Source organism: Streptomyces sp. SAJ15 (assembly GCF_007595705.1).
Taxonomy (GTDB): domain Bacteria; phylum Actinomycetota; class Actinomycetes; order Streptomycetales; family Streptomycetaceae; genus Streptomyces.
Genome location: NZ_NISY01000014.1, coordinates 20,655 through 40,665 on the forward strand (window position 1 = coordinate 20,655; position 20,011 = coordinate 40,665).

At 72.9% G+C, this 20,011-nt stretch carries 17 protein-coding genes and 2 pseudogenes; 11 read left to right on the forward strand and 8 right to left on the reverse strand.

Translation table 11 applies throughout. The annotated features are described in order from the left end of the window. The first annotated feature begins 189 nt into the window (after positions 1–189). Entirely contained in the window at positions 190–939 is a 750-nt protein-coding gene (locus CD790_RS27905) for an SDR family NAD(P)-dependent oxidoreductase (protein ID WP_144386147.1), read from the forward strand. Between the two features lie 163 nt (positions 940–1,102). On the opposite strand, the gene CD790_RS27910 is transcribed toward CD790_RS27905, so the two are convergent. Continuing rightward, positions 1,103–2,017: a LysR family transcriptional regulator gene (locus CD790_RS27910; protein WP_144386148.1), complete on the reverse strand. Its 915-nt coding sequence runs from the start codon at positions 2,015–2,017 to the stop codon at positions 1,103–1,105. A gap of 101 nt (positions 2,018–2,118) precedes the next feature. Between CD790_RS27910 and CD790_RS27920 the strand changes: the two genes are divergently transcribed. Further along, positions 2,119–3,543 carry an MFS transporter gene (locus CD790_RS27920; protein WP_260867936.1) on the forward strand — a complete coding sequence of 475 codons (1,425 nt, stop codon included), beginning with the start codon at positions 2,119–2,121 and terminating at the stop codon, positions 3,541–3,543. 47 nt (positions 3,544–3,590) lie between these two features. Further along, positions 3,591–4,724 carry a CapA family protein gene (locus tag CD790_RS27925; protein WP_144386149.1) on the forward strand — a complete coding sequence of 378 codons (1,134 nt, stop codon included), beginning with the start codon at positions 3,591–3,593 and terminating at the stop codon, positions 4,722–4,724. A 52-nt stretch (positions 4,725–4,776) separates the two neighbouring features. Here the strand turns inward: CD790_RS27925 and CD790_RS34925 are convergent, their stop codons facing one another. After that, complete coding sequence (locus CD790_RS34925) at positions 4,777–6,663, reverse strand: choice-of-anchor A family protein (protein WP_186319276.1); 1,887 nt, start codon at positions 6,661–6,663, stop codon at positions 4,777–4,779. A 207-nt stretch (positions 6,664–6,870) separates the two neighbouring features. Here CD790_RS34925 and CD790_RS27935 point away from each other — a divergent pair, with 207 nt between their 5' ends. From CD790_RS27935 to CD790_RS27945, 3 genes are all read left to right on the forward strand, one after another. Beyond that, a complete protein-coding gene (locus tag CD790_RS27935; RefSeq protein WP_144386150.1) occupies positions 6,871–7,089 on the forward strand; it encodes a hypothetical protein in 219 nt (72 codons plus the stop codon). A 136-nt stretch (positions 7,090–7,225) separates the two neighbouring features. Continuing rightward, positions 7,226–7,474: a hypothetical protein gene (locus CD790_RS27940; RefSeq protein ID WP_260867937.1), complete on the forward strand. Its 249-nt coding sequence runs from the start codon at positions 7,226–7,228 to the stop codon at positions 7,472–7,474. A 212-nt stretch (positions 7,475–7,686) separates the two neighbouring features. Further along, entirely contained in the window at positions 7,687–8,832 is a 1,146-nt protein-coding gene (locus tag CD790_RS27945) for a YncE family protein (protein WP_260867938.1), read from the forward strand. Positions 8,833–9,007: 175 nt separating this feature from the next. Here the strand turns inward: CD790_RS27945 and CD790_RS36260 are convergent. After that, positions 9,008–9,757: pseudogene (locus tag CD790_RS36260) on the reverse strand (IclR family transcriptional regulator C-terminal domain-containing protein); the annotation flags it as partial. Positions 9,758–11,022: 1,265 nt separating this feature from the next. Then, positions 11,023–11,631 (reverse strand): RNA polymerase sigma factor, encoded by a 609-nt coding sequence (locus CD790_RS27955; RefSeq protein ID WP_144386152.1) that lies wholly within the window; start codon positions 11,629–11,631, stop codon positions 11,023–11,025. 547 nt (positions 11,632–12,178) lie between these two features. Between CD790_RS27955 and CD790_RS27965 the strand changes: the two genes are divergently transcribed. From CD790_RS27965 to CD790_RS27975, 3 genes are all read left to right on the forward strand, one after another. Continuing rightward, positions 12,179–12,805: a hypothetical protein gene (locus CD790_RS27965; RefSeq protein ID WP_222108310.1), complete on the forward strand. Its 627-nt coding sequence runs from the start codon at positions 12,179–12,181 to the stop codon at positions 12,803–12,805. A gap of 236 nt (positions 12,806–13,041) precedes the next feature. Next, positions 13,042–13,236: a ferredoxin gene (locus CD790_RS27970; RefSeq protein WP_144386153.1), complete on the forward strand. Its 195-nt coding sequence runs from the start codon at positions 13,042–13,044 to the stop codon at positions 13,234–13,236. A gap of 50 nt (positions 13,237–13,286) precedes the next feature. Continuing rightward, entirely contained in the window at positions 13,287–13,799 is a 513-nt protein-coding gene (locus CD790_RS27975; protein WP_144386154.1) for an O-acetyl-ADP-ribose deacetylase, read from the forward strand. Between the two features lie 130 nt (positions 13,800–13,929). On the opposite strand, the gene CD790_RS27980 is transcribed toward CD790_RS27975, so the two are convergent. The 4 genes from CD790_RS27980 to CD790_RS27995 form a co-directional block, all read right to left on the reverse strand. After that, positions 13,930–15,183, reverse strand: coding sequence for a protein-glutamine gamma-glutamyltransferase (locus CD790_RS27980; RefSeq protein ID WP_144386155.1), 1,254 nt, complete (start codon positions 15,181–15,183; stop codon positions 13,930–13,932). 162 nt (positions 15,184–15,345) lie between these two features. Continuing rightward, complete coding sequence (locus CD790_RS27985; protein WP_144386156.1) at positions 15,346–15,846, reverse strand: hypothetical protein; 501 nt, start codon at positions 15,844–15,846, stop codon at positions 15,346–15,348. 251 nt (positions 15,847–16,097) lie between these two features. Further along, positions 16,098–17,426, reverse strand: coding sequence for a PP2C family protein-serine/threonine phosphatase (locus CD790_RS27990; protein ID WP_399218336.1), 1,329 nt, complete (start codon positions 17,424–17,426; stop codon positions 16,098–16,100). A gap of 158 nt (positions 17,427–17,584) precedes the next feature. Next, the gene (locus tag CD790_RS27995) at positions 17,585–18,184 is read right to left on the reverse strand and encodes an ABATE domain-containing protein (protein ID WP_144386157.1); all 600 of its coding nucleotides are present in this window, start codon (positions 18,182–18,184) and stop codon (positions 17,585–17,587) included. 86 nt (positions 18,185–18,270) lie between these two features. Here CD790_RS27995 and CD790_RS28000 point away from each other — a divergent pair, with 86 nt between their 5' ends. Together CD790_RS28000 and CD790_RS28005 are read left to right on the forward strand one after the other, a co-directional pair. Continuing rightward, on the forward strand, positions 18,271–19,059 hold the full coding sequence (locus CD790_RS28000) for an MBL fold metallo-hydrolase (protein WP_144386158.1): 789 nt from the start codon (positions 18,271–18,273) through the stop codon (positions 19,057–19,059). A gap of 49 nt (positions 19,060–19,108) precedes the next feature. Then, a pseudogene (locus tag CD790_RS28005) lies at positions 19,109–19,543 on the forward strand (DNA polymerase beta superfamily protein); the annotation flags it as partial. Positions 19,544–20,011 lie beyond the last annotated feature (468 nt).

A 20,011-nucleotide genomic window follows, 5' to 3' on the forward strand; every position in this document is an offset into this window, starting at 1 on the left:
ACCGACGCGAGCCGGCCATCGGCCGCCGACCACCGGTCACCAGCCACCACCAGCCCTCGGTCATCGGCTGTCGGATGCCGAGCCCCGCCGCCCCCGAGTTTTGGACCGTTCGGTGTGATACGTTTCCGGCGAGTAGTTACGTAACGCTCGGTCCAAAACCGAGGGACATCGAGGGAACGGAGAATCCCCATGGGGGAGACGCTGAAAGGCAAGGTCGCCCTGGTCACCGGCGGTTCGCGAGGCATCGGTGCGGCGACCGCGCGGGCCCTGGCCGACGAGGGCGCGCAGGTGGCGGTCGGCTACGCGGCCTCGGCGGACAAGGCCGCCGCGGTGGTGCGCGACATCGAGGCCAAGGGCGTGCGCGCGGCCGCGTACCGGGCCGACCAGGCCGACGCCGACCAGGTCGCCGAGCTGGTGCGGACCGTGGCGGCCGACTTCGGGCGGCTGGACATCCTGGTGAACAACGCGGGTGTCGCCGTCAACGGCCCGGTCGACGACCCGGACGCCGACGTCAGCGGCTTCGAGCGGCAACTCGCCGTCAACGTGGGCGGAGTGGTGGCCGCCGTACGGGCCGCGGCCACCGTGCTCGGAGAGGGCGGCCGGATCGTCACGGTCGGCTCCAACCTCGCCTCCCGCACGGGGTTCCCGGGGGTGGCCGACTACGCCGCGACCAAGGCCGCGATCGTCGGCTACAGCAAGGGCGCGGCGCGCGACCTCGCCCCGCGCGGCATCACGGTCAACGTCGTCCAGTCGGGGTCCGTGGGGACGGACATGAACCCGGAGGACGGTCCCACCGCGGACGCCCAGCGCGCGATGAACGCCATGGGCCGCTTCGGTCGCCCGGAGGAGATAGCGGCGGGCATCGTGTTCCTGGCGAGCCCCGCGGCCTCGTTCGTCACCGGCACCGTGCTGACCATCGACGGCGGCTACCTGGCCTGAGCGGCGGTCGCCGCGCGGGGCGGCCGCCCGCGCGCCGGGGGAGCGGGGAACGGGGGAGCGTCGGGTCCGCGAGAGGCGTGGCCGGGGCCGCACGGCCGGTTCGTCACCCGCCGGTCCGCCGTCCCATGCCCGGCGCCCGCCGCTCGGGGCTCAGCCGGCACGGTCAGCCGGCACGGCTGATCCGCGGGCCCAACTCGCGGGCCAGGGCGATCGTCAGGGCGCGGAAGACATGCACCTCCGGGTTGCCGTCCCGCGCCCGGACGGCCAGGTAGCTGCTCTGCCAGGGCGCGTCCAGCACCGGGACGAACACCGCCCCGGGCCAGGCGTAATAGCGGGCGAAGGACTTCAGCCCCGAGCCGGCGACGCGCCCGTTGACCACCCCCGTCAGCACCTCCTGCGGGGTCACCGCGTAGTCCGTGCCGCGCCGCCGCGCCTCCTGGTTGAAGTACAGGTACTCCGTGAAGGGGCGCGGCGTATGGCGGGGCAGCCGGAAGAACGGCAGCTCCGCGATGTCCGCCACGGTCACCCCGTGCCCCCGGGCGTCCGCGATCGGCGACGACTCCGGCACCGCCACGATGCGCTGTTCGGTGGTCAGCACATCGGCGGCGATCCGCTCGTCGTCCGGCCCGGGCCGGACGAACGCCACGTCCACCCGGTCCTCGACCAGCGCGCTGACGTGCTCGGTGAAGTTCAGCTGACGCAGCTCGACGCGGACGTCCGGCCGCGCGCGCCGGTAGGCGCTGATCGACGCCGGCGTCAGCTCCGCCGAGCCGTGGCCCATGATGCCCACCCGCAGCGGCCGTCCGCCCCCCGCCTTCTCCTCACGCACCGCCTCGACCATGTCGTCCATCGCGGCGTTGGCGGCGGCCAGCAGCGTGCGGGCGTGGCCCACCAGCCGGGCGCCGGCCGGGGTGGGGGAGACGGGGTTGCGGTGGACCAGCCGGGTCCCGAGCTCGCTCTCCAGCCGTTGGACGTGCTGGGTGACGGCGGGCGGGGAGAGGAAGAGCCGCGCGGCGGCCCGCCCGAAGTGCCCCTCCTCGACCACCGCCAGGAAGGACGACAGCAAGCGCAGGTCCATACGGGTCACGATAGACAGATCGCATATCCGTCCGGCAGCGGAGTTCAGAAATCGTGAACGGGGGCGGCGCCGGGCCGCCGGCCGTCCGTACAACTGCCGGCATGAGCCCACCCGTCGAGCACCCCACGGGCGACGGACGACGTCCCCCCGAGGCCGGACCCCGGACCCCCACCGCCCCCACCGCCCCCACCGCCCCCGAGCCCACCGTCACCACGCCCACCGCCACCGTGTCCGGTGCCACCGTGTCCACCGCCACCGTGTCCGGTGCCACCGTGTCCGGTGCCACCGTGCCGACCGCCGCCGCACTCGCCGGGGACGATGCGCCGCCCGTCGCGCACCCGCCGCGCCGCTTCGGACTGCGCGCGGCATGGATGATGACGGCCTCCGGCTGGAGCGCCAACCAGTTCTCCGCCCTGCTCGGCGCCTACCGTTCCGAGATGGGGCTGTCCGAGTCCACCGTGACCGGCCTGTTCGCCGTCTACGTGGTCGGGCTGGTCCCCGGGCTGTTGATCGGCGGCCCGCTCGCCGACCGGCACGGCCGCCGGCCGGTGGCCCTCACCGCCCTGGGCGTCAACCTCCTGTCCACCGTGCTGCTGATGGCGGGCACCACCGCCACCTGGTGGCTGCTGCCCGGACGCTTCCTCACCGGTGTCGGCGCGGGCGCCCTGCTGGCGGCGGGCAGCGCCTGGGTCAAGGAGCTCTCCTCACCGCCCCACGCCGCCGCCCTCGCACCGGCCGCGGCCGCCAAGCGGGCCGGGCTCTTCGTCTCCGCGGGCTTCGCCTCGGGCGGACTGGTCGCCTCGCTGATCGCCCAGTGGGCGCCGCACCCGATGCTCACCGCCTACCTCCCACACCTGGTGCTCGCGTCCGCCGCCGGCGCGGCGGCCTTCGGCGCGCCCGAATCCGGACGGCCTCGGCCCACGTCCGGCGCCCCGACGGCCTCCCGCGGCGCGGCACCGTACCCCCGGGCGCGCTACCGGCGGGCGATACTCCCGCTCGCCCCGTGGGTGTTCGCCGGGCCGACCGTCGGCTTCGCCACCCTCCCCGGACTGGTCGACGACGGACTGACGGGGTGGCAGACGGTGTACGCGGGCATCGTCACCGCCGTCGTGCCCGGCGCCGGGCTGCTGGTCCAGCCGCTGGCCCGGCGTATCGCCGCCCGGCACCGGCTGGCCACCGCCGTCAGCGGGCTGCTGGTCATCGCCGTGGGCTTCGCGCTCGCGGTGCCCGCCGCGGCGGCCGAGCAGCCGGCCCTGGCCCTCGCGGCCGCCGCGGTCCTGGGGGCCGGCTACGGACTGGCCCTGACCTACGGGCTCACCGAGGTGGCCGCGCTCGCCCCGCCGGAGCGGTTGGCCCGGCTCACCGCGCTGTTCTGGACGTTCGCGTACCTCGGCATGTTCACCCCCTACGCCGTCGCCCTGCTGTCCGCGGCCTTCCCGGTGACCGCGCTGCTGGCCGCCGGCGCGGCGCTGGCGGTGCTGACCTGCGGCGTGCTGTTCCTGCTCAACCGCGGCGCGGAGCACTGAAAGCCTCCGCGCCGCCCCGCGCGGAGCGGACGGCGTAGCGTGGAAGGGTGCCCGGCGACCAGGTGACGCTGTTCCTGTGCGGCGATGTGATGCTGGGCCGGGGCGTCGACCAGATACTTCCGCACCCCGGCGACCCGGCCCTGCGCGAGGGGTACGTCCGCGACGCCCGCACCTACGTCCGACTGGCGGCGGAGGAGAACGGTCCGATGCCATGGCCGGCCGACTTCACCTGGCCCTGGGGGGACGCCCTCCCGGCGCTGGAGGCCGCGGCGCCCGACGTACGGGTGGTGAACCTGGAGACCAGCGTGACCCGTTGCGACGCGTTCGCGCCGGCGAAGGGCATCCACTACCGGATGCACCCCGACAACCTCCCCGCGCTCACCGTCGCCCGCCCCGACGTCTGCGTCCTGGCCAACAACCACGTCCTGGACTTCGGCCGCCGGGGCCTGGAGGAGACGCTGCGCACCCTGGCGGAGGCGGGGCTGCGGGTCGCCGGCGCCGGACGGGACGCGGAGCAGGCCCGGCGCCCCACCGCGGTCCCCGTCGCCGGCGGCGGTCGGGTCCTCGTCCTGGCCTTCGGGGTGCCCTCCAGCGGGATCCCGCACACCTGGGCCGCGACCGACGAGCGGCCCGGCGTCCATGTCGTGCCCGAGCTGACCACCGAGGCCGCCACCGCCCTCGCCGACCGGCTGCGCGCGGTGAGGCGACCGGGCGACCTCGCCGTCGCCTCGGTGCACTGGGGCTCCAACTGGGGCTATGAGGTCCCCCGCACCCAGGTCCGCTTCGCCCACACCCTCGTCGACGCCGGCGTCGACCTGGTGCACGGCCACTCCTCGCACCACCCCCGCCCGCTGGAGGTCTACCGCGGCAGGCTCGTCCTCTACGGGTGCGGCGACTTCATCGACGACTACGAGGGCATCAGCGGCTATGCGCGGTACCGCGACGACCTGCGGCTCGCCTACCTCGCCGCGCTGTGCCGGGAGACCGGCCGGCTGACCGCGCTACGGATGGTGCCCCTCCAGGCCCACCGGCTGCGGCTGCGGTACGCGACGCCCGAGGACACGACCTGGCTGCGCTCGACGCTGAACCACGTCAGCTCCGACTTCGGCACCGTCGTCGCCCCCGGGCCGGACGGCACGCTCGTGCTCTCCCACGCGGACCCGGGCCCACCGGCCGGGTGACCCGAGGCCCCGGGGCGTGGCCGTCACCGCGCGCCGGCGAGCGCGCCGCACGTCAGTCGTCCGTGTCGTCCATGTCGTCCATGTCGTCTGGGTCATCCGTGTCGTCCGTGTCCTCATCGTCCTCCCTGCCGTCCTTGTCCGTCCCCGACCCGGTCCGCTCGTTGGGGATCACGGCGGTGACGCCGTCCTCGGCGTTCTCCTCGGTCAGCGGATACGGGCCGGTCACCGGCTGACCGGGCAGCACATACCCCGGCGGAACGGCGGCCTCCTTGAGGTAGTAGCTGCCGAGCGGCAGCTCGGAGAAGGCGCAGTGCCCGTCCGCGTCCGTGGCGCAGGCGGGGCCGACACGGGTGTCGGCCGGGGAGCCGGTGGTCTGCGGCCCGGGGACGTCGTTGCTCTCCCGCCACAGCTCGAAGGCGGCCCCGTGGAGACGCCGACCGCTCACCGCGTCCTTCTTGACGACCCGGAGCGTGCCGGTCGGACCGGGGAGTTCCGGCGCGCGGGAGTTGCCCGCGGTGACGGCGACGCCCTGTTCGGCGTTGTCCTCGGTGAGGGTGAGCGGCCCGAAGACGGGGTCTTCGGGGAGGTCGTAGCCCTGCGGCGCGGCGATCTCGCGCCAGTAGTACGTGCCCGGCTCCACCGTGCGGGCGCAGCCGCCGTCCCGGCCGGTGGCGCAGACCTCGCCCACCAGGGTGTCGGAGGCGTCGTCCCCCGTCTGCAGGCCGGGCTCGTCGTCGGTCTCCCGCCACAGCTCGAACTCCGCCCCGGACAGCGGACTGCCGTCGACGGCGTCGGTCGTGACGATGCCGACCCGTCCGGTGATCGGCTCCATGCCCCCGCAGTCGGGCAGGTCGCCGTTGAAGGGGTAGGCATGGAACCCCTGGCCCCCGGCGCCGGTCGCCGCGCTGGTGTGGGTGACCGAGCCGGTGGTGAAGAAGCGGCCGTTGACGCCGGTCAGTGAGACCGTCGTCTGGGAGCGCGGCTCGCCAATCAGGAAACCGCCCTGGAACTGGCCGGTGCCCCGCAGCTCCACGCGGGTGGCGTCGGGGAAGTTCCACAACAGCCGGTCGCGGTATCCGTTGAGCGGGTCGGCGGTGTCGTCGACGCCCCCGCTGTAGGTGTTGATCACCCGGTGGGAGCCGAGGACGTTGACCAGGACGGTGGCGTCCGAGGGGATGTCGGCGAACCGCACGCCCTGCTCTCGCCCACCCGGCCCGACCAGGTCGAAGTCGACGTTGAAGACCTGGAGCGAGGAGCTGCCGTCGCCGGTGAGGACCGTCGCCTCACCGGTGTTGACCGCGGTGCCGGTCGCCGTTCGCGGCCCGTCGCCGTCCCGCGCGTAGCACCGGCTGGCCTCGGTCAGCTGGTCACGGAGCGCGGCGTACGGGGCGATGGCGTTCGGGTCCCGCACGGCCGTGCCCGCGACGGTGCCGGTGGTGGTGCCCCCGGGCCGTACCACCCCGCCGTCCGCGAGCAGCCGCTGCCCGCCGGCCACCGTCACATCGCCGCCGGTGGAGAGGAAGTCCGAGCCCTCCGGGGGCGGGACCCGGGAGCCCACGTCCACCACACCGACGCGGTAGTCGGCGCTGTCGCCGGCCGCCTTGTTCAGATCGAAGTCGCCGAGCACCACGAGCTTCCCCTCGGCCCCGGCCGCCTGCCCACGGACGAGGAAGTCGCCGCCCGCGAAGACGTTGACGCCCCTGTCCCGGCCCACCAGGGGCCCGTCGCCCACCCCGGGGTACGGGTCGGGGCAGGTCCCCGGCACGCACGGGCCCAGCCCGCCCGGCAGCGGCGCCGCACTGACCACCACGGCGCTCTCCGGCGCGGCGCCCCCCGGCCCCAGCCCCAGTGCCAGCGCCGGCGCCGAGGCGGCGACGACGACACAACCGGCGATGGTGGCCCAGGGGCGGCCCCGCAGCCGACCAAGGATCGCTCTCATAGCGTCGACCTCATCTGTTTTCGGCTTCTCAGCAGCCCAACGTTTGCTGACAGGCTGGGCACCGGCGGCGTACGGGCACGCCGCGACACTCCCGTCGACGGGTATTCAGATCACACAATCACTCGAACAACGCACCCGCTTGGCCGAGGGTCGGCGTGCGGAGGTCTGCTCTCCGGGCAGCCGAAGCCACCGTGAGAGCATGTTCGAATGAATGAGGGTTCGGTCGGTGTGCGTCGGGCACGACTCGCCCCGCTCGCGGGGGCGCTGATGGTGGTGGGGCTGCTCGCCGGATGCGGCTCCGAGCGGGCCGCGGACGCGGCGAACGCCCCGAGTGGGAGCCCCGGGGCGCGCCTGCCCTCGGACCTCTCCGTCGCCACCCCCTCCGCCCCGCCCTCCTTCCCCACGACCGCCCCGTCGCGAAGGTAGATCCGGCGACAAGTTCCCGCCATGGCTTCGCCAAGAGCGGGTTGGCCGCGCGCGTGGCGGCGAACATGCCTTCGGAGCGATGTGCCGCCGGCGGCAGGCGCCGGTCATCCGGGGGACGGGGGACTTCGACATGCCCGTGACGACGACGCGTTGCCGAGCCGCTCACCACAAGGATCCGACGCCGTGCGAGGGCCCGGCGGACGTCGTCACCATCCTGGACAGCCGTGGTAGGGAGACCACCGCCTGTGTGCACCACGGGGCCCGGCTGCTCGCCAGCCTCGACGGTGGACGCGTCCACCCGCTCGCCGCGCTCTCCGACCACGCGCTGGAGGTGTGCAGCCGCGCGCGGACGCTCCCGCCGTACCCCTGGGAGATAGGGCTGTAGGACCCGCTCGGCGAGCCGGCCGGGCAACCGGAGCCGCGGAGTCGGCGCCGTACGGCGCGCGGGAACCACGCCGCCGGTGTGATCCCCGTCATGGCGACGGGCCTCCCGCGGGCCGCCGGCTCCCCGGCGACCAGGATCTTTTCCATCGGTGCAAGGACGCCTTGCACGCGCCGCACTGGAGCCCTCCACGGTGCCTGGCGAGGATGCGCGACATGGACTCCGACCAGGCGAAATCCCAGACGACCCGCCAAGCCGACGATCAGGCGCCGAACGTCCGCACGAGCGACCGCACGAGCGACCGTGACGCGCTGGCCGTGGTCAGCCAGAGCGGCCCGACCCTCACCTTCTTCGACGCCCACACCTACCGGCGGCAGCAGACGCTGCGTCTGCCCGCCGAGCCGCACGAGGCGTGTTTCGACCCGGACCGGCGGCTGCTGTACGTCGTCAGCACCTATGTGTCCGGGTACTACCACGACCACCGCGGTCGCGCCCGACAGCTGAGCGTCGTCGACCCCGACACCCGCCGACTGGTCGACGTCGTCGACCTCGGCCCGGACCACGCCCCGCACGGCCTGGCCCTGGACCGCGCGCGGAACCGGCTCTACGTCAGCGTCGAGGCCACCGACACCGAGCCGGGCGGCGTGGTGATCGTCGACACGCGCACCAGGCGCCGGATCGGCCGCATCCCGACCATGGCGCCCGGCCCGCACTGGTTCGCCGTCACCCCGGACGGCCGGCTCGGCTACGCCACCAACAAGGAGGCCCCGTACGTCTCCGTCGTCGACCTGGAGAACGACCGGTTCGCCGGCCGGGTCGAGGTTCCCGGCAGCGAGGGGCTGGACGTCTCACCCGACGGCCGCCATGTCTATGTCGCCGCGCCCAAGGGGGACTTCCGAGCCCACCTCGCCGGGGAGCCGGGGCCGCGGCCCGGACTGCGCGTCATCGAGACCGCCACCGGGCGCGTGGTACGGACACTGCCCACCGAGGGAGTGGTCTTCCCCGTCCACACCACGGCCACCGGCGCGGTGCTCGCCGGCGAGCTGCGGATGGCCGAGGAGCCGGGCGGCGCACTGGGCGCCCAGACCGACGGGGTGCTGACCGTCTTCGCCCCCGACACCCTCGAACCGGTCGGCCAGGTGACGGTGGGACGCTTCCCGCTCACCATCACCTCCTCCCCGGACGGCGCGCTGGGCTTCGTGGCCAACGTCATGTCCAGCACCGTGACGGTCGTCGACCTCCACCGACTCCAGGTGGTCACCACGCTCGGCGTGGACCGCGCCGGCGAGGCGGGGGCTCACGGGCTCGCCTACATCCCCGCGGCCCCCGCCGGGCCCAAGCCGCACCCTCCCGCGGCCTGAGCCCGGGCCTGGGACCGCGGCCTGAGCCCCGGGGCCTGCGGCCGCGCTCCGCCCCTCCTGCCGCCCGGCCCCGTCAAGCGGCCGTGACCAGCAGCCGGGCGGGGGTGAGCAGCGGTCTTTCCGCCACCCCCGGGGAGGCGGCGCCAAGGCTCGGGTCCTCCTCGCGCGCCCCGCTGAGCAACAGGCTGAGCAACACCGTCGCGGCCTGCCCGCGCAGCGTCTCCGCGGCGCGCGGAAGCCGGGCGGCGTGCTCGGCGGGCAACGACAGCGCCACACAGGTGGCCGCCGGCCCGGTCCCGATCGGTACGGCGGCACAGACCGTGCCGAGGGCGTACTCCTGGAGGTCCAACACGGGAGCGGCGGGCGGCCGGCTGTCCAGCGCCTGGAAGAGCCGCTGGTGGCTGGTGATCGTACGGGAGGTGAGGCGGGCCGCCCGGTGTCGGGCGAGGTGGTCCATCCGGCCGTCGTAGTCCAACTGCGTGAGCAGGCACTTCCCCACCGCGCTGGCGTGCGCGGCGGCCCGGAAGTCGACCCACTCGTTGACCCTGGGCGTGCCCGGCCCGTCCGCGTACTGTGTCACGGCGACCTCGCCGTCGGCGTACCGGCTGACGTACACCGCCGCGCCCACCGTGTCCCGGAGCACGGCCAGCGTGTGCCGGAGCTGCCGATGCCCCGCGTCCGCCCCGCCCCCGGTGCCCAGCAGCCGCAGGGTCGGTCCCGGGAGGTAACCGGTGGCGATCCGCAGCGCGAAGCCCTCGCGCAGCAGCAGCTGTATGGCCCGAGCCAGCGCCTGTTCGGACAGCCCGGTCTCGTGGGCGATCTGAACGCCGCTCACCCCGCCCGAGTAGCGCCCGATGACCTCCAACACGCGCAGCGCCCGGTGCACGGGCTCCAGCACACCCGGCGCGGGGCGCCCGCGGGGCACCTGCTGCGCGGCGTGGGTGAGCGAGGGGGCGCGCAGCGGCAGCGGGGACCACCGCCCCGGAGGACCGGGCGGTGGGCTCGCATACCGATCCGGGGGACCGCCCTCGCCGCCACGGTGCGGCGAGTGCGGCCGCGTCGTCGTCCGGGCCCGCCGCGCCAACAGAGCGGCGCAGCAGCGCAACTGGGCGACGAACCGCGGCCCGGGCAGCACCACCTCGCCCAGGTCGGCGTCCTCCTCGACGGTCAGCCGCCCGACCGCCGCGGCCAGCGCCGGGCACAGGGCGTCGGCCCGGGCGCCGTGGCAGTGCGCCGACGCCCCCGCCTCCGACCGGCGCGGGCCGCCGACGGCCGCGAGGTCGTGGGAGGAGATCGGCGGCGAGGCCCAGACGGCCCCCGCGCGAAGGGGCTCCTCCCAAGCTCGGGGCTGCTCGGAGGGGCCGTCCGGACCGTGCCCGGCCAGGACGTCCTCGCCGGGCGCGGCCGCCGCAGCGGAGCGTGCGCCCCCGTCGTCCGCGTGGCGCGCGGGGCGTGAGATGTCGTCGGCCTCCGCGTCGTGCCCGGGGCGGCCCCGCTCGGCGCAGCCGGGGCCGACCGGGCTCGCCGCGGGGCGGCGTGACGCCGGTGCGTCGGGTTCGGGACGGTCGCACGCCGGTTGACGTGGTGTCAGGCCGTCGGGTGCGGCCGGGGCGTCGTCGGGCCGGCCGGCGGCGTCGCGGTCCCGCCCCTGAGGAGCGGCCGCCTGCGCCTGCCAGTGGCGGGCCGCGCGGACCTCGGACCGCTTGAGGTGGAGCAGGTACATGAAGCGCGCCGCCGCCCGGGACCCCGCCCCGGCCGCGTACTGCCACCAGAACTGCGCGGCCTCCTCCCGACGCGCCAGCAACAACGCGCAGCCGAAGACCAGCGCACCCTCCGGACCCATCGCCCCCGCGAACCGGCCCGTGGCGGCCGCCATGGCGGAGGGGTCGCGCAACAGCCGCGACGCCGACGCGTCCAACGCCCGCGCGGCCCGCTCATGACCGGAGGTGTCCGACAGCAGCGGGTCCTCCGGCACGGCGGCCGCCCCACCGGACCGCGCCCCGCCGACGCGGCCCCGGGCGGCCGGGCGGGTACGACACACCGGCGGGGACGGCCGGTCGCGCACCACGCGGTAGGCGATACGGCGGCGCGCCGCGTACTCGTCGTAGTCGGCGAACTCCTCGGTCAGCACCAGGGCGTTGCGCAGCGCCTCGTCGATCCCCGTCGCGTCGAACCTCCGGGCCATCTCGCTCACTTCCCCATCTCCTCTGCGGTGGACTCTCCGGAGGGCTCACCGGGGGAATCACCGGGGGGCCAGGCGAACCCGAGCTCCCGGGCCAGCCGGCGCCGTGCGCCGCGCAGGTGCGAGCGCACGGTGGCGTAGGAGACGCCCATCATCTGGGCGGCCTTCTGCTGTGGATAGCCGAGCACGAACACGAGCACGATCACGTCGTAGTGGCGTTCGGGAAGTTTGGCGATGGCCGTGTAGAGGCCGAGGCGTGACTCCAGCAGCTCCAGACGGGTCCGACTCGACTCCCGCAGCGCCGCGAAGGCGGCCGTCTCCACCAGCGCGACAGGCCGGTCCAGCGCCTCCAGCCGGCGTATGACGGCCTCCTTCAGCGCCGCCCACGCGTACGCCTCGGCGCTGGGCTGGCGCAGGACGTTGCCCCAGACCCGCAACAGATGGGTGAACACGTCCTCGACGGTCTGGGCGGCCCGCTCACGGCTGCCTAACTGCAGATACGCATAGCGCAGATACGCGCGATGGTGCTGGGAGTGGAAGGCCGCGTAGTCGACGGGGAGCGCCCCCGCCAGATCGTCACGCACCGCCTGCTCGGCCCAGGGGTCCTGCTGGTCCACCTGCCTCGGGTCCTTCCCGTCGTCGGCCGCCACCGCGCCCTCGGGCGGGCCTCCGCAGCGCGATTCCCGATCCAGGCGAGGCGGGGAGGACGCGGGGGCGCGGTGCTCTCCCTCCCCAGCCAAGCGAAGAGTGGGGTGGTCTGTGCACGGACCGGCATACAGGTCATCCGATCTGATGTCTCCGATTCACCGCGCGCCCCCCCTGGTGATATCGCGCGCCCCCCTGATGGCGCCGCGTACGGGGGCCTGTCCGCGGCGGGCGAGCCGCCCGAGGGCGTCCGGCTCCTCCCGGTGACCGACGCGGTGGGCGTCCGCCGTGCGGTGGAGGTCCACGAGAAGGCGTTCTGCGCCGGTCGGTGCGGACGTGGTGTGGGCGTGGTGCGGGAGGGGATATGGCGGCGGCAAATCGCCCATCGGTGGCTTGAATGTCCGTAGCACACCAAGAGTGGTGCTCCATATCGTGATGGTCGCAACGGGTGCTAATTGCTCGATTTGCAGCGACATAGCGACACACAACGAAGCGTTCCATCCCCCATGATCAGGAGGAATGATGCGCAAGCGAATGTGGACGGCGCTATCGGCCGCCACCGGGGCGGTCGCCTTTTCCCTGACCGCCACTCCGGCCTCCGCGTCGACGGCGGAGCTTCCCAGCTTCAGAGTGGGAATTCAGCTCTCCGACGACCGCGGTAGAACGCAGTTCGGCACCGAACAGTTCACCAGGTACGCGAAATTCGGAAACAGCGTCTCTCCGTGGGCCGGCGACGCCAACGGCTACGACCCCGATGCCGTGCTCATCGATCTGAACACCACCCCCGGCAGTCAGCTGGGCCGGACGGACTTCCGCATCGGCGCCCAGGCCATGGACGGAAACGGTCACTACGGACCCGTCCAGTACTCCCCCTGGGCCAGCGAGGGTGGCGGTGAATCGCCCGTCGCCACCGATGACAACGGATACGACCCCGACAAGTACCGGCTGTTCCTCGACAGCCGGGCCTGGCCGATATCCGCCCCGCTGCTCGACTTCCGCCTCTCCGTGACGGTGGTGGACGGACCCACCGCGGGTGTGGCCGCCGTGACCCCCTGGGCCAGTCAGGGCGGCGGTCGCAGCGAATTCGCGGTCGACGACAACAGCTATGACTTCGACGGCCTGAAGGTCGGCATCGAGGTGCAGTAATCCCACCCTCGGACCAGCGCGACCTGGCCCGGATCGCAGCCCAGCCGCGATCCGGGCCAGAGGTCTCCCCGAACGGGTTCCTCATCCACTCAGGTGGTCCCGCGGCCCTGCTTTCCCTTTAGGTCGTTCGAGTCAGGAAAGCGCGATGCGGGTGTCGGTCGATCGGCGCGCGGGTACCTTGCGCTCGCATCACCCCACCCCGAGACACCCGCCGAAACAGCTGGGAGCAATGGGCCATGCGAGTCACGATCAATCACGAGGTCTGTATCGGCAGCGGCCTGTGCGCGCTGACCGCACCCACGGTCTTCACCCAGGACGACGACGGATACTCCGCCCTGGTCCCCGGCCACGAGGACAGCGCCGACGACCCCATGGTCCGCGAGGCGGTCCGGGCCTGCCCGGTCCAGGCGCTCTCCCTTTCCGGCGACTGACGAGGTCTTCGGCTCCGCCCGCCGCCGAAGCCGACTGCTTGGATGACCCCATGGCCACCATCGAACTGATCCAGGGCGACATCACCCGGCAGCACGTCGACGCCATCGTCAACGCGGCGAACTCGTCCCTCCTCGGCGGTGGTGGCGTCGACGGCGCCATTCACCGCGCGGGCGGCCCGGACATCCTCGACGCCTGCCGCGACCTGCGCGCCTCCCGCTACGGCAAGGGCCTTCCGACCGGCCAGGCCGTGGCCACCACCGCCGGCCGCCTCCCGGCCCGGTGGGTCATCCATACCGTCGGCCCGGTGTTTCAGGTCTCCGGCGGAGACGAGTCCCTGCTGGCCTCCTGCTACCGGGAATGCCTGCGAGTCGCGGACGAGCTGGGCGCGCGGACAGTGGCGTTCCCGGCCATCTCCACGGGCGTCTACCGGTGGCCCATGGAGGATGCGGCCCGCATCGCGGTGGAGACGGTGCGGCAGACGGAGACGAGGGTGGAGGAGGTCCGCTTCGTTCTCTTCGACGAGCGGGCGTACGAGGCGTTCGCCGCGCAGGTGGGCGACTGACCCGACGCTCCACCGAGAGCGTCCGCCCGGCCCGAGCCCCTACAGAGGCGCTGGGAGGTACGGGCGGATCGCGGGCTCAGATGTCGGGGGGAGGAGGGCCGGGCGTACCCGGCCCTCCTCCGCGCTTCGGTCACGGCCAGCCTTGGGTCACCTTCGCGGGAGCGGTGTTCCAGCTCTTGGGTATGAAGGCGATCATGTAGGCTCCGCGGTCGAAGTCCGCGTACCCGGCGGACCAGTTCGGGAACTTGCTCTCGTACACGTGCATGGGGCCCAGGTCGCTGTTGGGCGCGTGATAGTGGTCGCCGTGGGTCCACACGGTTTTGTCGGCGTCCGCTTCTGTTTGTGCCCCGAACCAGCCGTAGTCGAAGTTGACCCAACGTTCGCCAGGCTTGGCGGGACCACGCGGAATGTTTCGATCCTGCGACATGTCGACCAGGCCGGTCGCCTGGTTGGGGCGGAAGGCTTCCGGGTCGCCGTACTTCCTCTTGTCAGCGGAGCCCCGGTCCTGCCCGCTCCAGAAGTGCTTGGAGTAGATCACCGCCTTCATCTTGGACGGGTCGTAGTTGCCGCCATCCCTTTCCCTGAAGGATGGTGTGTTCCTCAATGCCGAGTAGAAATTCGAGCGACTGTCCTCGTAGAGCAGAGCGTCATTGCTGTTCGTGAGCTCCGTCTTGAGGTTGTCGATGTAGGCCCCCTCGGTGTGGGCGTTCTCCAGGGCCTTGTTCATGACGGACGCCACTTGACGCGCCCGCTCGAAGCTCTTCTTCTCGTCGAAGCTGTCCTTGGCGATGCGGCCCTCGAACTCCGCCCGCGTTTCGTTGGGTCGGGGGCTGGTGTTCTCCAGGTCGTTCTTGTACTTCTTCTCGTCGAAGAACGCGAACGCCAGTTTGTTCGTCGGGTAGGGGCCGGAATTGGCCCAGGTGACGCCGACGCAGCCGTAGGACAGCTTTTCTCGCTGCTCTTGGGTCATCTGCTGCTTCTTGCCGTCGCGGTGGCTGTAGACCTGTTGCCACTTGCGTATGTAGTTGTTGACGACCGTGGTGGCCCTGCCTCCGTAGGCCCGGTACGCGTCAGGCATCCTGTCGAGCGGCTCGGCGGGAGGGGTTTCCCTGTCGTCGACGAGGTCGGTGCCCCGGGAGAACGGGCTGGCGCTCGGCGGTAATCCCACCGGAGGCTTGCCGGTTCGACCCAGGGTCAGGGCACTTTCGTTCAGTGCGTTGATGCTCTCGACGTCGTCCGCCGTCAGGCCGTGCGTCGCGGCGTAGGACCTCTCCTTTTCCCCATCGCCGCTGTCGGCGGCCTGGCTGATCGACGGCATGAACCCAGAGGTGCATATGACCGCGCCCACAGTGGCGAAGGCGAGAAATATCCGGCCTTTATGCATGAAAATCCATCACTCCCTTGTGGTGAAGGCTCGTGAAACGAGGGCATGCCAGAGCGCGCGACGCGATGGAGGGATTGCGGCGAACCGCGCTCAGGGCTTTTTCGCGACTCGGTCGTCCGCTCGGCGGGGCTGGGCGCCAGGGCCGGCGGGGCCGGTGACTCGCTACATCAGCGTCGTCGCCGAGGCGACGACGCGGCTCCGGTCCGGGTGGTCGGGGTCGCCGTAGCGGACCTCGACGCGCGGGTGGGAGCGCATGAACTCGGTGTCGACCAGGCGGACCCGGCCGGGGTGGTCGACCGTGCGCACGGCGATGTCCGTGTCGAGGAAGAAGCTGAACTCACCCGTGGCCGGGGCGTAGACGAAGAACTCGCCGCCCGCGAACTTCTGCCCCGCGACGTCGTCCGTCAGGACCAGGGACCAGAAGCCCACACAGTGGCCCGCGGGACACATGAACTGGAAGTCGGCCCGCAGGCCGTCCAGTTCCATCCAGCGGAAGGGGTTGTCGTCGTCCGCGTTGATCGTGCCAGCGGTGCCGGCGGTGCCGGCGGTCGCCCGGACGGTCGTGTCCGGGGCGGCCGCCTGGGCTCCCTGGTTGGGGAGCAAGGCGAGGGCCGCGGTCGCGGCGACGGCGGTGAGGGCGCGGAGAGCGGTTCGGCGTATCACTTCTCGGCTCCTGGATGAGTGATCAGGTTGATACGAGGAGTGATCATGCCCCCGTTCTTAATGTCCCAGCAACACCATGGCTTTAAAACCGGCCAATCTGTCACATGGGACGCTATCCAGCCATGCACCCGATCCGGCCCGGTGTGGGGGCGCGATGGGGCAGCGCTCTCCCCGCTCGCGGCGTGTGGTTCGCGGCGAGGCCGGTACCGATGCCCGGCGGAGGGCGGAGCCGCACCCTTCGGCGTTCCCGCTCAATCCCGGCTCGGCGGGAGGCGTAGGGCGAGGACGGCCATGTCGTCGTGGCCGTCGCTGGGGTGGTGGTCGGCCAGGGCCTGAACGAACTCCTGCGGCGGCAGCGCGGCGTGGGCGACGGCGAGTTCGGTGAGCGCGGCCAGGCCGTCGTCGAGGGTGTGGTCGGCGTGCTCGACGAGACCGTCGGTGAAGAAGACGATGGTGGCGCCCCCGGGCAGGGTGCGGGTGTGATCGGGGCGAGGCTGGGCGGTGTCGACCCCGAGCGGCAGGCCGGGATCGGCGTGCAGGTATTCCACCTCCCGACCGGGGACGATCAGGAGCGGTGGCAGATGGCCCGCAGTGCTCCAGCGCAGTGTCCAGCCCGCTTCGGCGGGTTCGAGGAGAGCCAGGCACGTGGTGGTGAAGGGCCCTTCGACGGTGGCGCTCAGGGTGCGGTCGAGCTGGTTGAGGATCGCGCTGGGCGGCGTGCGCAGATCGAAGAGCAGGGCCCGCAGCATGCTGCGGGTGGAGGCCATGGCGGCGGCCGCGTGGAGGTCGTGGCCGACCACGTCGCCGATGGCGACGCCCGTCGTGCCGTCGGGCAGGCAGACGGCGTCGTACCAGTCGCCGCCGAGCGCGCTGGGCTCGGCGGCGGGCTGGTAGACGGCCGCCGCCGTGAGCGGACTGAGGTCGGGCAGGGCGGGCAGCAGCAGGCGCTGGAAGGTCTCGGCGCTGTCCCGGAGTTCTCCGAACAGGCGGGCGTTCTCGATCGCGATGCCGGCGGCGCTGGCGAGGGCGACGAGGAGATCCTGGTCCTTGCGCTCGAAGGGCCGTCCGTCGCGTCGCTCGGACAGATAGAGGTCGCCGTAGATTTCGCCGCGGACGCTGATCGCCGCTCCGAGGAGCGTGCGGAGGCGCGGGTGGCCGGGGGGAAATCCCGCCGAGGCCGGGTGGGCGGCGATGTCGTCGATCCGCAGCGGTTCCGGGTGGCGGATCAGGTGTCCCAGCACACCGAGGCCACGGGGGAAGTCCACTCCGGCCAGCGCGGCTCGCTCTCGCTCGGACAGTCCGGCGGTGATGAACTGCTCCAGATGCTCGCCGGACTCGGCCAGTACACCCAGCGCGCCGTAGCGGGCACCGACCAGGTTCATGGCGGTGGTGACGATGCGGTGCAGCACCGTGGACAGCTCCAGCTCACTGCTGATGGCCATGACCGCGTCCAGCAGCCCCTGAAGCCGGTCCTTGGCGGCGGTCAGCTCGGTGAGCCGCTCGCTGACCTGATGGAGCTCGGCGCCCAGACGTGCGAGATCGGGCCCGCGCGGCGGCTCCTCCCGGTGCCCGGCCATCATGACCGCCTGATACCCCGATGCTCGTTACCGCGCCGCATACGGGCCCCCGTTCACCAGACTGTGCACAGCCTGACACGACGGAGCGAGCCGCTTCGCTCATTACTCCGAAAACGGCATGCCGCGCGGGAACAGCCCCGGACGGATGGGCCCGCGGTTCGTCAGTCCGCTTCCGGCTGGGTGCGTCGGGCGTAGGCGCGGGCGGCGCGGGCGCGGTCGCCGCAGCGGGTCGAGCACCAATGGCGGCGCCCGTGGCGCAGCAGGTAGCGGTTGCAGGGGCTGGAACCGCAGCCGGTGAGGCGGTCGGCGTCGGGGCCGGTGAGGAGGTCGGCCGCGCTGGCCGCGAGGGTCGCGAGAGCGCGGTCGAGGATCTCGTGGGTGGGGCACGGGGTCGCGCGGTAGGGGCCGCTCCTCTCGTCCCAGTACAGCAGGGCGGCCGAGGGGGCCTTGCTCAGCGCGTCGTTGACGGCGGACAGCGCCGCGGGCAGGGCGGGCAGACCGGCGACGCGGGCGGCGAACAACGACCTGAGGTGCTCGCGCAGGGAGCGCAGCTGCGCCGCGCACATCTCCCGCACCCCGGCGTCGGCCGGCGCGAGGCCGCGTTCGGTGAGCCACCGATTCGTGGCCTCGGGGGTGCCGAGGAGATCGATGAAGTGCCCTCCGGGCAGCGCGACGGCGCTGTTGACGAAGTCGAGAGCGAGGTGTTCCTCGGCCCCCGGCGCGGGGGGTGGCACGGATTCGGGGGTCGGGGTCTCGCTCATGGGTGTCATGGTACGGCTTGCGCTCATCCGTGAGACATCACTATCGTCCTTCACGGATAAACCCCTATCTATCCGTGAGGTCCTCCATGACTGGTACCAGCACGACCACTGAGCGGCTCCCCATCCGCGTCTTCGGCGGCCCGACCGCCCTTGTCGAGTACGGAGGTCTGCGCTTCCTGACCGACCCGACCTTCGACGCCCCCCGCGACTACCGGGTGCCGCGCGGCCGGCTGACCAAGACGGCGCCCGCCTCCGCCTCGCCGGCCGACCTCGGCCGCATAGACGTGGTCCTGCTCTCCCACGACGAGCACCCCGACAACCTGGACGAGTCCGGCCGGGCGCTGCTCGCCGACGTCCCGCTGACCCTGACCACGCCCGGGGGCGGGCAGCGCCTGGGGGCGGGGGCCAGGGGTCTGGCCGACTGGGAGTCGATCGAGCTGGACCGCCCCGGTGGCGGCACGATCACCGTCACGGGCGTGCCCGCCGTCCACGGGCCCGGCGCGCGTGAGGACGTCGAACCGATCACCGGTCAGGTCGTCGGATTCGTGCTGACCGGGGAGGGCCTGCCCACGGTCTACGTGAGTGGCGACAACGCCTCGCTCGACGCGGTCAAGGAGACGGCCGAACGGTTCGGCCCGGTGCACACCGCCATCCTGTTCGCCGGGGCTCCCCGCGTCCCCGTCCTCTTCGACGGCGCGCTGATCGTCCTCGACAGCGCGCAGGCCGCCGAGGCCGCCCGGATCCTCGGTGCCCGCCGGGTGGTTCCGGTCCACTACGACAGCTGGACGCATTTCACCGAGGGCCGTGACGAACTGGTCGCCGCCTTCACCGACGCCGGGCTGATCGACCGCCTGGACCTGGGCGACCGGGGCTGACCGTACGGGTGGGCGTGCGGGGGCGGGGGGGCGGGAAAACAGCCCGCTCGTCGAAGAGCGCTCCGCGCTCGGTGTCGAGCTGCGGGACCTCACCCCGGCGTTCCTCTCTCGCAGGGCGCACACCACGTACGCGCGGTACGCCGCTTCCCAGTTCGCCAAGGCCGAGAACCGCCGGGCACGCGAGGGTGAGCCGCACTGGAAGAACATCATGCACATGCTCCGCCTGATGATCAGCGGTGCCCTGCTGCTGGAGAGCGGCACCCTGCACATCGACGTCGGCCCGTACCGCGAACGGCTGCTGGCCGTCCGCCGCGGCGAACTGTCCTGGGACGAGGTCCGCGCCTGGCGCGAGGAGCTGTCCACGCGTCTGGACCGGGCGCTGGCCGCGAGCCCCCTCCCGGAACACCCCGACACCACCCGCGTGGAGAACTGGCTGATCTCGGTCCGTCGTCGCTCCCTGGCCGACGGAGCCATCCCCGCGTGACCTTCAGCCGACCGGCGAGCCGACGCCGCCGTGTGCGTCGGCCGGGGGGAGGCGACGGGCGGGAGGGGCCGGGGCGCGGCCGCCGGAGCCGGGAACGCTCGCGCGATCACGAGTAGATTCGTCATATGGGACAGAAAAGAACGAATCAATCTAAAAGCAAGCACCGTGCCGAGGAACCGGCGCCGACCTCTCCGGAGAACCTCCTGCCAGGTGCCCCGCTGACGCCGTCGACGCCGCGGAAGGTGGGAGAGCCCGGCCCCGAGGACGAGAAGACGAAAGACGCACCACCGTCCCCGCCCGCCGGCCCTCCCGGAGGACGTCGCGAGAGCTGATACGCGGTACGACCGGGGCGGCGACGTCGGCCCCGGCCGCTCGGGCGGTCCTGGCTGCTCGGGCGGCCGACGGCGGCCGTGTGCGCGGAGGCGGTGACGGCGGTGCGGGGATGGCGACGATATGCCGGACGGGACG

What these genes read in the sequence shown, in the direction of transcription:
- CD790_RS28000 (WP_144386158.1), top strand. Translation starts at nt 18,271, where the DNA reads ATGACTGGTACCAGCACGACCACTGAGCGGCTCCCCATCCGCGTCTTC.
- CD790_RS27970 (WP_144386153.1), top strand. Translation starts at nt 13,042, where the DNA reads ATGCGAGTCACGATCAATCACGAGGTCTGTATCGGCAGCGGCCTGTGC.
- CD790_RS27905 (WP_144386147.1), top strand. Translation starts at nt 190, where the DNA reads ATGGGGGAGACGCTGAAAGGCAAGGTCGCCCTGGTCACCGGCGGTTCG.
- CD790_RS27945 (WP_260867938.1), top strand. Translation starts at nt 7,687, where the DNA reads ATGGACTCCGACCAGGCGAAATCCCAGACGACCCGCCAAGCCGACGAT.
- CD790_RS27975 (WP_144386154.1), top strand. Translation starts at nt 13,287, where the DNA reads ATGGCCACCATCGAACTGATCCAGGGCGACATCACCCGGCAGCACGTC.
- CD790_RS27910 (WP_144386148.1), bottom strand. Translation starts at nt 2,017, where the DNA reads ATGGACCTGCGCTTGCTGTCGTCCTTCCTGGCGGTGGTCGAGGAGGGG.
- CD790_RS27980 (WP_144386155.1), bottom strand. Translation starts at nt 15,183, where the DNA reads ATGCATAAAGGCCGGATATTTCTCGCCTTCGCCACTGTGGGCGCGGTC.
- CD790_RS34925 (WP_186319276.1), bottom strand. Translation starts at nt 6,663, where the DNA reads ATGAGAGCGATCCTTGGTCGGCTGCGGGGCCGCCCCTGGGCCACCATC.
- CD790_RS27995 (WP_144386157.1), bottom strand. Translation starts at nt 18,184, where the DNA reads ATGAGCGAGACCCCGACCCCCGAATCCGTGCCACCCCCCGCGCCGGGG.
- CD790_RS27965 (WP_222108310.1), top strand. Translation starts at nt 12,179, where the DNA reads ATGATGCGCAAGCGAATGTGGACGGCGCTATCGGCCGCCACCGGGGCG.
- CD790_RS27920 (WP_260867936.1), top strand. Translation starts at nt 2,119, where the DNA reads ATGAGCCCACCCGTCGAGCACCCCACGGGCGACGGACGACGTCCCCCC.
- CD790_RS27935 (WP_144386150.1), top strand. Translation starts at nt 6,871, where the DNA reads ATGAATGAGGGTTCGGTCGGTGTGCGTCGGGCACGACTCGCCCCGCTC.
- CD790_RS27990 (WP_399218336.1), bottom strand. Translation starts at nt 17,426, where the DNA reads ATGATGGCCGGGCACCGGGAGGAGCCGCCGCGCGGGCCCGATCTCGCA.